Source organism: Roseicella sp. DB1501, assembly GCF_013112485.1.
Classification (GTDB): domain Bacteria; phylum Pseudomonadota; class Alphaproteobacteria; order Acetobacterales; family Acetobacteraceae; genus Paracraurococcus.
The window spans coordinates 48,809-62,150 of record NZ_JABFHG010000021.1 but is presented as its reverse complement, the minus strand read 5'-3'; the positions used below and the strand labels follow the sequence as shown (position 1 = coordinate 62,150).

The 13,342-nt window shown below is 67.6% G+C and carries 17 protein-coding genes; 12 read left to right on the top strand and 5 right to left on the bottom strand.

The features are described 5' to 3' along the window. Positions 1-276: 276 nt before the first annotated feature. Both HJG45_RS26585 and HJG45_RS26580 read right to left on the bottom strand, forming a co-directional pair. A complete protein-coding gene (locus HJG45_RS26585; RefSeq protein WP_171616802.1) occupies positions 277-1,551 on the bottom strand; it encodes a Y-family DNA polymerase in 1,275 nt (424 codons plus the stop codon). Between the two features lie 5 nt (positions 1,552-1,556). Further along, on the bottom strand, positions 1,557-1,982 hold the full coding sequence (locus HJG45_RS26580; RefSeq protein WP_171616800.1) for a LexA family transcriptional regulator: 426 nt from the start codon (positions 1,980-1,982) through the stop codon (positions 1,557-1,559). A 424-nt stretch (positions 1,983-2,406) separates the two neighbouring features. Here HJG45_RS26580 and HJG45_RS26575 point away from each other — a divergent pair, with 424 nt between their 5' ends. The 10 genes from HJG45_RS26575 (at position 2,407) to HJG45_RS26530 (ending at position 9,293) form a co-directional block, all read left to right on the top strand. Continuing rightward, complete coding sequence (locus tag HJG45_RS26575; protein WP_171616798.1) at positions 2,407-2,823, top strand: hypothetical protein; 417 nt, start codon at positions 2,407-2,409, stop codon at positions 2,821-2,823. Between the two features lie 128 nt (positions 2,824-2,951). After that, complete coding sequence (locus tag HJG45_RS26570; RefSeq protein WP_171616706.1) at positions 2,952-3,230, top strand: FitA-like ribbon-helix-helix domain-containing protein; 279 nt, start codon at positions 2,952-2,954, stop codon at positions 3,228-3,230. 3 nt (positions 3,231-3,233) lie between these two features. After that, a complete protein-coding gene (locus HJG45_RS26565; RefSeq protein ID WP_171616796.1) occupies positions 3,234-3,686 on the top strand; it encodes a type II toxin-antitoxin system VapC family toxin in 453 nt (150 codons plus the stop codon). Further along, entirely contained in the window at positions 3,683-3,865 is a 183-nt protein-coding gene (locus HJG45_RS26560; protein WP_171616794.1) for a hypothetical protein, read from the top strand. The genes HJG45_RS26565 and HJG45_RS26560 overlap by 4 nt, the downstream gene beginning before the upstream one ends. Positions 3,866-4,011: 146 nt before the next feature. Further along, positions 4,012-4,935 carry a hypothetical protein gene (locus HJG45_RS26555; RefSeq protein ID WP_171616792.1) on the top strand — a complete coding sequence of 308 codons (924 nt, stop codon included), beginning with the start codon at positions 4,012-4,014 and terminating at the stop codon, positions 4,933-4,935. 115 nt (positions 4,936-5,050) lie between these two features. Further along, complete coding sequence (locus HJG45_RS26550) at positions 5,051-5,365, top strand: HigA family addiction module antitoxin (RefSeq protein WP_171616790.1); 315 nt, start codon at positions 5,051-5,053, stop codon at positions 5,363-5,365. A gap of 10 nt (positions 5,366-5,375) precedes the next feature. Further along, positions 5,376-5,777: a PaeR7I family type II restriction endonuclease gene (locus HJG45_RS29035; RefSeq protein WP_302479817.1), complete on the top strand. Its 402-nt coding sequence runs from the start codon at positions 5,376-5,378 to the stop codon at positions 5,775-5,777. Beyond that, entirely contained in the window at positions 5,774-6,877 is a 1,104-nt protein-coding gene (locus HJG45_RS26540; RefSeq protein ID WP_217363049.1) for an ABC-three component system protein, read from the top strand. Before HJG45_RS29035 ends, HJG45_RS26540 begins: the two co-directional genes overlap by 4 nt. After that, on the top strand, positions 6,865-7,368 hold the full coding sequence (locus HJG45_RS26535; protein WP_171616786.1) for an ABC-three component system middle component 2: 504 nt from the start codon (positions 6,865-6,867) through the stop codon (positions 7,366-7,368). The genes HJG45_RS26540 and HJG45_RS26535 overlap by 13 nt, the downstream gene beginning before the upstream one ends. Next, positions 7,365-9,293: an AAA family ATPase gene (locus HJG45_RS26530; RefSeq protein WP_171616784.1), complete on the top strand. Its 1,929-nt coding sequence runs from the start codon at positions 7,365-7,367 to the stop codon at positions 9,291-9,293. The genes HJG45_RS26535 and HJG45_RS26530 overlap by 4 nt, the downstream gene beginning before the upstream one ends. A 221-nt stretch (positions 9,294-9,514) precedes the next feature. Here HJG45_RS26530 and HJG45_RS26525 read toward each other — a convergent pair whose 3' ends face one another. The 3 genes from HJG45_RS26525 to HJG45_RS26515 all read right to left on the bottom strand — a co-directional run bounded on the left by HJG45_RS26525 (position 9,515) and on the right by HJG45_RS26515 (position 10,808). Continuing rightward, positions 9,515-9,820 (bottom strand): hypothetical protein, encoded by a 306-nt coding sequence (locus HJG45_RS26525; protein ID WP_171616782.1) that lies wholly within the window; start codon positions 9,818-9,820, stop codon positions 9,515-9,517. A gap of 170 nt (positions 9,821-9,990) precedes the next feature. Next, positions 9,991-10,413, bottom strand: coding sequence for a PIN domain-containing protein (locus HJG45_RS26520; protein WP_171616781.1), 423 nt, complete (start codon positions 10,411-10,413; stop codon positions 9,991-9,993). Then, the gene (locus HJG45_RS26515) at positions 10,410-10,808 is read right to left on the bottom strand and encodes a FitA-like ribbon-helix-helix domain-containing protein (RefSeq protein ID WP_217363048.1); all 399 of its coding nucleotides are present in this window, start codon (positions 10,806-10,808) and stop codon (positions 10,410-10,412) included. Before HJG45_RS26515 ends, HJG45_RS26520 begins: the two co-directional genes overlap by 4 nt. A gap of 271 nt (positions 10,809-11,079) precedes the next feature. Between HJG45_RS26515 and HJG45_RS29570 the strand changes: the two genes are divergently transcribed. Continuing rightward, on the top strand, positions 11,080-12,069 hold the full coding sequence (locus tag HJG45_RS29570; RefSeq protein WP_171616779.1) for a site-specific integrase: 990 nt from the start codon (positions 11,080-11,082) through the stop codon (positions 12,067-12,069). A gap of 185 nt (positions 12,070-12,254) precedes the next feature. Further along, a protein-coding gene (locus HJG45_RS26505; RefSeq protein ID WP_217363047.1) for an IS630 family transposase occupies positions 12,255-13,324 on the top strand; the annotation gives its coding sequence in 2 pieces (ribosomal slippage) (positions 12,255-12,747 and positions 12,747-13,324; 1,071 coding nt in all). Positions 13,325-13,342: the final 18 nt, after the last annotated feature.

The following is a 13,342-nucleotide window of genomic DNA, read 5'->3' as shown; positions in this document are numbered from 1 at the left end:
CTGCCGTGCCGTAGGCGGCGGGCACGGCGGGGAACCGGAGGGCGGCGCCCTCGGGTGCCCCACGCGGGCCGCGTCCGCGGCCAAAGTGCCGCGTCAGGGATGGACGCCCGAGAGGGCCGAGACCCGGGGGGCTCGGGGCCGCGCCCGACAGCCCGGCCCCCGCCCCGCGGGGGAGACGCCCGGGACAGTACAACAGAGGTTTACAGGTTATAGGCTGTGAACCTTCGAAGTTTATGAGGACACTAGGCATGCCGCCCGCGACGGCGACCTCGGCCGCTACGCCCGCGCGACTGGCAGCTCGTCGAGGCGGGTGGTGTAGCGCGGCGAGCGGTGGGCGGCCCGCTGAGCCCAGGCGCGCTCGGTCCCCGCCGCGGCCGGGAACACGGTGCCGCGGCCGAAGCGCGCGTTGAGCCGGTCCACCGCCGCCATGAGGCGCTCCGACCCGGGGCGCGGCGCGTCGAACAGCGTGCGCGGCGCCGCCTCGGGCGGGCAGAGGTCCTCCAGCACCACCCCGGCCTTGGCGTAGGCGAAGCCGTCGCGCCACGCCGCCGCAAGGCAGCGGCCGGCGGCGGCCACCAGGTCGCGGGTGTCGGCGGTCATCGGCACGAGCGCCGTCGCCCGCGCCGCGTGATGCTGCGGCCCCGGGTGGTGCGGCGCGGTGTGAGCGAAGGCGGAGAGCCGCCCTGCCACCAGCCCGTGCGCGCGCAGCTTCTCCGCCGCCCGGGTGGCGTGGGCGGCGACCGCCTCCAGCGCCTCCGCCAGCGTCGTGACCGGCCGCCCGAAGCTTCGCGTGACCGCGAGGCCCTTCCGCGGCGGCGCGACCAGTTCGAGGTCGAGGCAGGCGAGGCCGCGCAGCTCCCACACCAAGCGCTCCAGCGCCACCGTGCCGAGCGCCCGCGCCTGCTTCGGGTCGAGGTCGCGCAGCCCGGCGGCGGTGGTGATGCCGAGCGCCGCCAGCTTCGCCGCGGTGGCCGGGCCGACGCCCCAGACCTCCGCGACGGGGAAGGCGGCGAGCACCGCCGCGCGCGCCTGCGGCTCCGTCAGGTCGCACACGCCGCCGAGGGCCGGGTCCGCCTTGGCGGCAGCGTTGGCGAGCTTGGCGAGCGTCTTGCTCGGGCCCACGCCCACGCAGGTCGGGATGCCCGTCCAGCGCAGCACCGTCGCGCGCAGGTCCTGGCAGAGCGGCCGCAGGTCGCGCCCGGCGATGCCCGCCAGGTCGAGGAAGGTCTCGTCGATGCTGTAGGCCTCCGCCGGCGCGAAGCCCACGAGCACCGCGTTCACCCGCGCCGACATGCTGCCGTAGAGGGCGTAGTTGGAGCTGAGCACGCGCACGCGGTGGCGCCGGATCAGGTCGCGGATCTGGAAGGCGGGGGTGCCCATGCGCACCCCGAGCGCCTTCAGCTCCTCGCTGCGGGCGATGAAGCAGCCGTCGTTGTTGGAGAGCACGCCGACCGGCACGCCCCGCAGGCGGGGGTCGAACACCCGCTCGCAGGAGACGTAGAAGTTGTTGCAGTCGATCAGGGCCAGGGCGGCGCGGGGTGCCTCGGCCATGCGCGTCAGGCCGTCTTGCGCACCACGCCGACCACGACGCCCCAGATTTCGGCTGGCATCTCCTCGCCGATGACGAATTCCGGGAAGGCCGGGTTCTCGGCCAGCAGCACGGCGCGGCCGTCGCGCAGCACCCGCAGCCGTTTGATGGTCATCTCGCCGTGGCAGACCGCAACGACGACGTGGCCGGGCCGCGGTTCCAGGCTGCGGTCCACCACCACGAGGTCGCCGTCGAGGATACCGGCGCCGACCATGCTCTCGCCCGCGACCCGCATGAGGAAGGTCGCCGCCGGACGCTCGATCAGGTAGCGGCCGAGGTCGATCTCGCCCTCCAGGTAGTCGTCAGCCGGTGACGGAAAGCCGGCCGCCACGCGGCGGCCGAGGAGGGGGAGGGGGAGCGAGGCCGGATCGAGGGGGACGGGGTGGACGTGCATGCTGCCGAATCGCCTATGTTCGCTAAACGTTCCGCCGCACTCGCGATTTGTCGCGCCTGGCGTCAATGGCGCCGGTGGCGCGCGGCCCAGCCGACTGCGGAAGGGCTCGGCGGACCGGAGGCGCCGCCCGCCCCGCGCGTGCAAAGGCCTGGGTCGGCGCGCGGGGCCTGCGCTATCCTGTGCGCATGACCAACGAGGCCGACGCGGCGCCCGCGGCGCGCCGCCCCTGGGACCTGCATCCGGCGCTCACCGAGGAGCGCCTGGCCATCTGCGCGCGGCTGCTGGCGCGCGGGCGGGCCGACGCGCTCGCCAGGCCGACCCCTGGGCCGGCGACGACGCCTGGAGCATCGGCTGCCGCGCCTACTCCTTCAGCCGCAACCGCCTGCGGCGGGCGGCCGAGGCGGGGCGCTACGCCTGGCTCGGGGTGCTCGACGAGACGCACCACTTCGTCTTCCTGATCGAGGGCGTGCCGGTGCGCTTCTACCGCGGCGACGCGGCGGAGCCGACGAAGCGCACGCTGCGCCGGCAGGAGAGCGAGGCGCAGCAGCTCGCCCTCGCGCTCGGCGACGCGGACCAAGCGGACGGGCTGATGTTCCGCCTCGCGGTGGAGACGGACGAGGCAGGCGAGGTGACGCGCGTGGTGTTCCTGGCGCTGCGCGGCGAGGAGGGCCACGTCGAATGCTTCTGGCCCGTCCCGGCTCTCGCCGACGAGCCGGCGCCACAGGCCCAACGGAACAGCGCCCCCGCGCTGCAGCTCCCGCTCTCGGCCGTGGTGAAGGCGCCGCGCCGGCTCCGGTCCTCAGCGCGGCAGGCGCCCGCTGACCCTGTGCACCCGGCTTGACCGGGCCGGGTTGCCCGACCCTCCATCGCAACGGGCACTGCCGGCCGACAGGGCAAGGTGGGGCTTTCGGATGCCATCACTGCTGTCTATATGTCAGCAATGATGGCATCCGCAGCAGGAGGGCACTCGTGGCAACCCTGACCGTCCGCAACCTCGATGACGATCTCGTCCGGGCGCTCCGTATCCGGGCCGCCGAGCACGGGCGCAGCGCCGAGGCGGAGCACCGGGAGATCCTGCGCCAGGTGCTGACCGGCGGCCGTCAGCCCTTGCCGCGGGCCGCCGCTGCGGCGCACCTCGCCGAGTTCCGGCGCCGCACGGCGGGGCGCGGGTCGGCCTCGGCGGCCGAGCTCCTCCGGGAAGGCCGGGAGGGCAGGGCAGGGGACCTCACCGGCACCTCGAACGCCTGACGGGTGGCGCTGGTCGTCGACGCCTCTGTCGCCCTGAAGTGGGTGCTCGAGGAGCCGGACAGCCACCTCGCCCAGGCGCTCGCGGAGGGTGAAGAGGAGCTGCTGGTGCCGGACTTCTGGCTCAACGAGGCCTGCAACGTCTGCTGGTTGCAGGCCCGCAAGGGCAAGTGGACGCCGGATGAGGCGCGAGAGGCGCTCGAACTCCTGCACGCTCAGGTGCCCCCGACGCCGACCGGCGACCTCGACCTGCACGACGTGGCGCTCGACATCGGCCTGGCCGTCAACCACTCGACCTACGATACCCTGTACGTGGCCTTCGCCGTCGCCATGGGAGCCCGGGGCGTCGTGGCTGCGGACGGACCCTTCGTGGCCGACATGCAACGCCACCCGGACCCGGTGCTACGGGCGATGCTTGTCCCGCTCGCGGATTGGGGAAGGGAACGGGGGCTCGCATGACCGAAGACGAGATCGCGGCCATCCAGGCCCGCGCAGAGCGAGAAGCTCGGCAACGCGTCGGCGAGGAACAGCCGCCGCGTGTAGGCGGCATCCTCACCGCGTTGCGCCTCTCACCCCTGGTGGGTGCGGACCTCAACCTCTCACGCGAGGAGACACTCGGGCGCAACGTCGGGCCGTAACGGCACGCAACCAATCGGCCAACCACTGCACAAGCCACACGGGAGCGGCTACCCTGGCTCAGGTAGTGGAAATAATGACCGCGCGCCCCTGCGCGCTATGTCTCGCGCGCTAAGAGCACATATCGCATCGAGAGGCTTGCCCGCTCATGACCGGACCTACCCGGGTTATTTTCGCCTGCGACGAATCCGGAGCCAAGGGATACGCTAACCAGGATGAGCAATATACGGGCGAAGTTGGCGTGTTTGCCGGCATTCTCATACCGGAAGATTGTGTCCCGGAGAAGCTACCCCCCTTTCAGAAGCTCATAACGAAGTACACGCCTTCAAGCGGCAAGCTGCATATTGCCGATCTTCCCGACGCCCAGAAGGACGCTCTGAGGCGAGACACCTACGCCGCCATTCAGGATAGCGGCCTGCCCTGCTTCTGGTATGCGATCCACGTCGCCGGCTTTCGCCGCCAATACAAGGAGGAACAGCAGCTCCTTGACGAAGCGCGCAAGGCGACCGCCTCATCAACGGTAAAAAGAGGAAGTTCGCGTTCCAATCCGGCATCCATGCATCAAGCGCTGTTCACAGGGCTCTATAGCCACTTGGTCGCGTTTCTGGAAGAGCGCGGTAAGGCCGATGTCTGCATCGAGATCCGCTCCGATCAGGTCGACGCCCCGATCCTCAAGGAATTTGAAAATGCCGCCATTCGGCTTCTCAGCACCAAGCCACTGGTGAGTCGATCGACCGGCTTTGACACTGTCACCCGCAGCATTGTCCGCGGCCAGGTAAGCATCCAGGTCAATTATTCCCCGGAGCTGGCGATCAAGAGCGTGGTACGCGAACTGGTCTTCAACCCGGTCAGCGCGGGCGACGGCTTGGTGCTCGCGGCCGACGTCCTGGCGAACAGCCTGAATCATCTATTCAAACACCGGCCGCCGAGTGAGCTGTACGGCGATTTGAACCGACCCGAGGCCGTCCTCCGGCATCCCCTCGCGAAAAACCTGGATGCGTTCTACAACTGGGGTAGCGGCGACCTGGTCGGAGACCGCCTTTATCGGCATCCGAAGGCCCCGCCCTCCTGACGGCCCCTCCGGAACCGCAATCCGCTATCTAAAGAATGTAGCTCGACGAGGGGTGTGACAAGTGGCGATTGTCACATATCATTTCCCCTCGAGCCATCCGCCCTTGGTCAATGCCATGTCCACCCTCGAAGTGCCTCATCCTGGCCATGCCGTGCGCCGCGATTGTCTGGAGCCGCTAGGCCTGACCGTCACCGAGGGAGCGAAGGTGCTGGGCGTCTGCCGCCAAGCCCTCAACAACCTGGTCAACGGCAAGGCCGGCATCTCCGCCGAGATGGCAATCCGGTTGAGCAAAGCCTTTGACAGCACGCCGGAAATGTGGCTGCAGCTCCAGACGGCCTATGATCTCGCGCGGGCCCGCAAGCGCGAAGGTTCGATCCGTGTCCAGTCCGTGGCGACAGTACGGGCACAGCAGCAACCCCGGTTGCTGTGAGGCCGGCAGCATGACCGCTCACAGCCCGCGCCCCGTCCTGCAACCTTCTCTGCCGACGCTCTGCCCGCTCGCGAGTGCCGTAGCGCTTGCTGCCGAGGCTGGGATCGAGGAGCGCGGCGCAGTCTTCACACGTCGGGATGCGCCGGAGTCCCGCCGCCTGGTGCGCGACAACTCGCCGCACTTCCCCGTGTTCCCAGAATTTCTGGGTGCATCCTACCTGATGCACTATGACCTTCTTTGCCCGCGGTTGGTGCAGGAACAGCTTTACACTACAGCGTGCCTATTGGCCTCGCCAAGGACCGCAGCCGCGACCGACGAGTATTTCACTCTTTCCGGCATGACCGATCTGACGACCTTCGTCACCGCGCTTGCAGGTCACGTCGCCGAGGCAGCCCGGACGCACGCGCGATGAAGTTGACGCTTTCCGACATTTCCGCCCCATCCCTGTCGTCCTCCGTTCTGACCGTGGACGCTGCATTGCAGGGGCCACAAATTGCGGCGCATCAGCGCATTCTCCTCTACTCCGAGACAGAGTGGGAAGCGTTCATCCATGAATACGCGCATTTCGGGCTGAAGACACTGTACCACCAGGTGCAGCGTCTAACGGGCGCCGGCGACCGTGGCATTGATGTTGCCGGCTTCGTCGATAGCCAGATGCTCCAGGGCGTCTGGGACAATTACCAATGCAAGCATTACGGCCATCCTCTTCGCCCGACCGATGCATACCCTGAGCTCGGGAAGATGCTCTGGTATTCCTTCAACGGCGAGTTTAAGGCGCCACGACGCTACTATTTCGTCGCACCACGCGAGGTCGGAACCACTCTCGCCGGCTATTTGGCCGATGCCGAGAAGATGAAGCGGCAGCTAGTCCAGAACTGGGACAAAAACTGCCGCAAGGAGATCACCAGCACCCAGGAGATTCCTCTAGAAGGCGCCTTCAAGGCCTATGTGGAGCAGTTTGACTTTACGATCTTCGGCATGAAAACCGCGCTCGAGGTGGTCGAGTTGCACAAGAAGACCTGTCCCTATCACACGGCCCGGTTCGGCGGCGGATTGCCCGAGCGCCCGGAGCCTGGAGCGCCGCCTGAAGAGATTGCGCCCAAGGAGAGCCGCTACATCGAGCAGCTCTACTTGGCCTACGCGGACCACAAGAAGACTTCCGTGACATCAGTCGATTGCCTTAAGCCTTGGCCGAAGCTGAAGGAGCACTTCGACCGACAGCGCACCGCCTTTTACTATGCCGAATCCCTGCGCGTCTTCGCGCGTGAAGCGGCTCCGGGCACGTTCGAATCGCTGCAGGAGGAGGTGTTTATGGGGGTCATTGACACGCACGACGCCCCGCATCCGGACGGCTACGCCCGCGTCTGTGCTGTCACCAAGGCTGCTCGTGAATTACCGATCACGTCCAATGCGCTGATCACGCGGACCAGGCGGCAGGATATGGATGGAATATGTCACCAGCTCGCCAATGAAACAGACGACAGAAAGCCGCGGTTCCAATGGACGTCATAACTCCCGCGCCCAGGCCCGCGACATTCAACGGTCCACTTGAGGCTGGCGTGCGCGCGGTTGCCGTTCTCGGCGCCGCTCACCCTGCCTCCTTTGACCTGCAGAGGCTGGTCACGCTCGACTATCTCCTGGTGCATACGGGTGACATTGGCGGCCCGACCAGCCTGCATCCGCCGACACCCATGAAGTCGGCTGAGTTCCTTATCCGTCGCAAGCTCGTCGAGCAGGCCCTCCTGCTGATGATGACACGTGACCTGGTCAGCCGGGATGCGACGCCGGACGGCATTCGCTATAGTGCCGGCGAAAGCGCAGCCGTGTTCCTGAACGCCCTGCAGTCCGATTACATGAAGGCCCTTAAAGAGCGCGCCGCATGGCTTGTCGATCGGGTTGGCCATCTACCCGATGCGGAGTTTCGGGCCCTGATGCGCCGTTTCTTCGATCAGTGGGTTGAGGAATTTCAGCAGGTTGAGCGCAGCCTGGGGGTCGAGGCATGACTTCGCCGGGATTCCGACTTCGGCACCTCATTTTCCTCGGCCCCGTGAAGGAGCCCGCAGCCGCGAAGTTCGGCCCCGGCCTGAACGTGATCTATGGCGCTTCCGATACCGGCAAATCCTTCATCGCCGAAGCCATCGACTTCATGCTCGGGGGCAAGCTACCGCTTCGAGACATACCGGAGCGCATTGGCTATGACCGGGTGCTGCTTGGGATCGAGACCATCGACGGCACAGAATTTACCCTGCAACGCAGTGCCGACGGCGGACGCTTTCGCGTATTCGATGGGCTGCATACCAAGCCGCCTACCGACAACAAGGCCACCCGGGAGCTATCAGACCAGCATAGTGACAAGAACCGTGACAATCTATCGATGTTCCTGCTTGAGCAATGCGGGCTTGCGGGCATGCGTGTCCGCAGGAACAATCGTGGAGCAACGAACAGTCTCAGCTTCCGAAACCTCGCGCGGCTGATGATCGTCACCGAGACGGAGATCACGTCACAGCGCTCGCCTCTGAAAGATGGTAACCCTACAGCGGATACGCCGAACTACGCCACATTCAAGCTACTGCTCACCGGTACCGACGACAGCGCCCTGTCGGAAAGCAAACCGGCTACGCCCGAGGACCAATCGCGCGAGGCACAGCTGGAACTGCTCGACCAATTGGCAGAGGAATATCGCGATCGGCTGAAGGAGCTCACCAAGGAGCCGAAGGAACTCGACAGCCAGCTGTCCCGCCTGGAGGATGCGCTGAAGCAGCACACCGAGCAGCTGACGACCACAGAGAGCCAATATCGAGAGTTGGCGAATCGCCGCCGGGAACTGAGGAGCAAGCTGGAGGAGGGGAACGACCGCCGGGTAGAGATCGACGGTCTTAAGCAGAGATTCGCCCTCCTTGCCCAGCACTACGAGTCCGATATCGCCCGGCTGCGCGGGATCGAGGAGGCTGGGACGATGTTCGTCGTCCTCGGCCAGGCACCCTGTCCTCTATGCGGGGCGGATCCAATGCATCGTCATCGGGATGCAGAGTGCAGTGGCGACGTAAGCGGCGTCATTGCGGCCGCGCGCAGCGAGATCGCAAAAGTCGACCTGCTGCGGCGTGAGCTGGACGAAACCGTTGCCGTGCTCAACCGCGAAGCCGTGGCGTTCGATCGGCGCTTGCCGCGCCTGCAAGAGGAGCTGGGCCGTATCTCGGAGCAGGTTGACCGCCTGATATCACCACGGCTGACAAAATTGCGCGCTTCCTACGCCGAGTTGGCCGATAAGAGGGGCGAGGTCCGGGAGGCATTGGCCATATGGCGGAGCCTGCAGGACATCGAGCGCCGCCGCGAGATGATCGACAATGAGCCCGAGGCGAAGGCGGCATCAGTTTCCGATGGCGACCTGCCGACCGCGGCCGCCGACGAATTTGCCGCGCGTATCGAGAAGATCCTGCAGGCCTGGCATTTCCCCGAAGCTGATAGAGTCTTCTTCGATACGAAGAGCAGGGACATCGTCATATCCGGCAAGCTTCGCACGGCGCGCGGAAAGGGATTGCGTGCCATCACTCATGCCGCTTTCACGCTTGGGCTGCTGGACTACTGCCGAGCGAAGGGAACGCCTCATCCGGGCTTTGTGGTCCTGGATTCTCCCTTGCTCGCTTATCGGCCGCCGGAAGGATCTGAGGATCAAGCGCCGGAAGGGGCTGAAGACGACTTGCGCGGGACCGATTTAAACGAGCAATTCTATGCTTACCTGGAAGCGCTGCCAACCGACCGCCAAGTGATCATCATAGAAAATACGACCCCACCGCCCGCCGTGCTTGGCAGGCCTCAAGTCGAATTTTTCAGCCGGAATCCCCACAGCGGCCGCTTTGGGTTCTTTCCACTTCACGGTGTCGGATCAGGATCACCATCCTTAGAAGAAACCAACCGCGACAGGGAGTGATCGGACCATCCGAACTCCTGCCCAGAGGATAGTCTTCTGTCTGCCATTTTCACGTTCTATCAAACGACGTCTTGGATTGTGAAACGGGTGGGGCAGGGCGCGAGGCAGCCTGGTTCGGATGGAAGGCAGGCTGCAATCGACGATGAGCTCGAGGCGACCGACGCCGCAGAGTGAGGTTGTGCTGCCCGATGGCGACAGATTGTCGGACGGAGTGAAGCGGCTTACAGAAACTTCTCCCCGGTGTAGTCGCGGAACGCCTGCTCCTCGCGAACGTAGCCGGCGAGGACCTGCAGCGACCTGTGGCGCGACACGCCTTGGATGCGGAAGACCGTCGCCCCCGCGCGCGCCGCGGCGGCGCGCGAGACAAGGTGCGCCACCTCGCGGTCGCAGGGCGCGCGCCCCAGCACGCGGCCAGCGCGCGTGACCGAGCGGAACAGCGGGCCCTCGGTGATCCCCGCGGTCGCCAGCCAAGCGTCCAGCTGGGCGGCCGGGCGCAGCCGCTCGCCTCTGATGCGCGAGGGCCTCAACCTCTTGCACGAGGAGATGCCTGGCCGGACACTTGGCCATGACGACGCGCGCCTGCGCGGCTCCGGTTTTTCCTGGCGGGATCGCCTTGCCGCGCTCCGCGCCGGCGCCGCCGACGGACCCCTGCTTGGCGACAGTCAGGCTTCCAAGCCGATCTCCGCCGTGGGCGGGATCAGGCCTCCCACGGGCTGACGAGGCGCGTCCGGCAGCCTTCGAACCCACGTGTGTCGCGCGTCGCGAGCAGTGCCGCGCCGCGGGCCGCGGCGATGGCGGCGATCTGGGCGTCGGCGGTCGCAACCGGCCGGCCCGCAGCGCGGCGGGTGGCCGCGAAGACTCCATAGGCAACGGCTGCGGTACGATCGAAGGGCAGCACCCGGCCGCCAAGCCCCTCGCCGAGCAGGCGGGCAACGGCCTGCGTCAGCGCCTCGCGCCGGCGCCCCTCAGGCAGCAGGGCGAGGCCGTAGGCCAGCTCCGCCTCGCTGATCGCGGTGGTGCACAGCTCCGCCCGGCGCTGGGCCGCGACCCAGGCCGAAACCCGCGGATCCGGCTCCGGGCGGATCAGCTCCGAGAGCACGTTGGTGTCGAGGACGATCACCGGCTGCGCCGCCGCCCGCCGGAGGCCGGCGTCGCCTTGCTGCTTTGCACCTGGGCTTTCGACCTCGGCGCTGTCGGTGGGGTTCCGGCGCCGGCCGAGGACTGGCCCTCCTCGGCGAGGCCCGCCCCGAGGTCAGGCGGGTCGCGGGCGGGCTCGCGTGGCGGCAGGTCCAGTTCGGCCCCGCCGAGCGGGGCGAACAGGCTCCGCGCGAAGGCGGCGAGGTCGGTCGGGTCCTCCTCGGGCGCGGCCAGCGCCGCTTCCAGGATGGCGCGGGCCTCGGCCTCCATCGAGCGGGCGTTGTGGGCGGCGCGGACGCGCAGCCGCGCCTTCAGTTCGGGCGCGAGGCCGCGGATGGTGACGGCGCCGGGTGCGGCGGCCGAGGACGAAACGGGCATGGGCACCTCCGATGCACGGCTGCTAGCAATGCAGCAGTAATGCATATAGGGCATTGATTGCACCGCTGCACGGCAAAGATGCACCGAAGCGGAAGGATGAGGGCTCCTCCCGGGCCGGGCAGCGGGGCCGGATGGTTCGTGCCGTTCCCGATCTCCGCCCGTTGCACAGGCGACTCATGACCGGCTACCCTGTCTCAGGTAGCGGAAAGCGCGATTCCCGCTACCTGGAATCGAGGCTGGGAAGGGGGTCCCATGGCGGCCGGAAACAAGCGTGGCTGACGGCGACGAGAGCGCGCTCGTCCCGGCCGCGGATGGCGACGGCGGCGTCCCGGGCTTCCCGCGCAAGGAGGTCGAGGCGGCGCGCCGCTACCGTGACGCCTCGCGGGCCGAGAGCACCCGGCGGAAGTACGCGCGCGACTGGGCGGATTTCGCCCGCTGGTGCCGCGCGCGCGGCCACGAGGCGCTGCCCGCCAGCCCGGCGGTGGTGGCGGTCTATCTCTCGCACGAGGCGGACCGCGGCTGCGCGCCGCCGACGGTGAACAGGAAGCTCGCCGCCATCGGCCACTGGCACCGCGCGGCGGGCCTGGTCGCGCCGCAGAAGGCCGAGGGCGGCGCCGTCGTGCTCGACGTCCTCGCCGGGATCCGGCGGAGCCGCGTCGCGCCGCCCGCGCGCAAGGCGGCGGCCGACAGCTACGTCGTGCATGCCGTGCTGCGCGCCATCACCGGCGACAGCCTCGCGGACCTGCGCGACCGCGCCCTCATCGCCTTCGGCATGGCGAGCGCGCTGCGCCGCTCCGAGTTGGTGGCCCTCACTGTCGCCGACCTCGAGCGCGTTCCGGACGGCCTGCGCGTGCGCGTGGCGCGCGGCAAGACCGACCAGGAGGGCAAGGGCGCGATCATTGCCGTCCCGGACGGCCGACGCCTGCGCCCTGTAGCGCACCTGCTCGCCTGGCTGGAGCGCGCCGGCATCACCGAAGGCCCGGTGTTCCGCAGCGTGGCGAACGGTAAGGTAGGCCGCTCGGCGCTGACGGACCAATCCGTCGCCCTCGTCGTCAAGCGGCGCGCCGCGGCGGCGGGCTACTCGGCCGAGGAATTCGCGGCGCACTCCCTGCGCGCCGGGTTCCTGACCAGTGCGGCGGCGGCCGGGGCGAGCATCTGGAAGATGCGCGAGGTTAGCCGGCACAAGAGCGTGCAGGTGCTGTCCGACTACGTGCGAAATAGCGAGCTCTTCAAGGATCACGCCGGCGAAGAGTTCCTATGACAGAGGCGACTACCGCTGCACGCACACCAAACGGGACAACGACACCCCCGCACCTCGGTTGGCAGGCACAGCGTCAGTGTTATATTTAGTGTTATACCAGCGCCCCTTGGCTCTGACTCACCTGTGATCAAGGCGTCGGCTGCGGGCGTGATTCCCTAAGGGTCTGACCGATTCGGGGGGACGCGATGCCTGCGGCGGTTGCGATCACACGCGACGATCATACGGTGGAAGCGTTGCGGGCGGCGGCGACGGCGAGCCGAGATGCGGATGCGGCACGCCGGATGCTCGCCCTGGCTTTGGTGAAGGAGGGCCACTCGCGGACGGCGGCGGCACGGGCGTGCGGGATGGACCGGCAGACCCTGCGTGATTGGGTGCACCGTTACAATGCGGAGGGCTTGGCTGGCCTGTTGGATCGGCGCCCGCCCGGACGCACGCCGTGTCTGACGTCAGCGCAAGAGGCGGAGGTGGCCGCGTGGGTTCGGCGCGGCCCTGATCTGGTGGCACATGGGGTCATTCGCTGGCGGCGCATCGATCTGAGCCGGGAGATCGCCGCGAAGTTCGGGGTCAGCCTGGCGGAACGCACGGTGGGCAAGCTGCTGCGCAAGCTGAACTTCTCCCGCATCTCCACCCGCCCGCGGCATCCAAAGAGTGATCTGGAGACGCAGGCGCTTTTTAAAACCGCTTCGCCGAGCACGCCGCAGCCGTGCTGCCCGAGACGGCCAAGGGCAAGCCGATCGAGGTCTGGTTTCAGGATGAAGCGAGGGTCGGCCAGCAGGGCACGCTGACCTACGTCTGGGCAGAGCGAGGTTCACGCCCGCCCGCGTTGAAGGACCAGCGCCACACCTGGGCCTATCTCTTCGGCGCCGTCTGCCCGATGCGCGAGATCGGCGCGGCCCTGGTCCTGCCTGAGGTCAATGCGGAAGCCATGGGTCTGCACCTCACCGAGATCAGCCGCTACGTCGCTCCCGGCGCACATGCTCTTCTCCTCCTCGACGGTGCAGGCTGGCATCAGACCGGAGGCGAGCTGAGGGTCCCCGACAACATCACCCTCCTGTCGCTGCCACCGTACTCACCTGAGCTCAATCCGGTGGAAAATATCTGGGAGTTCCTGCGCGGCAATCATCTCAGCCACCAGGTTTGGGAAAGCTACGATGCCATCGTCCAGGCTTGCTGCGACGCCTGGAACGCCCTTACGGGCGAGCCAGGACGTATCGCCGCCATCGCAACCAGATCATGGGCATCGGTCACGATTTGAGGCCGCTGGTATTAGCAT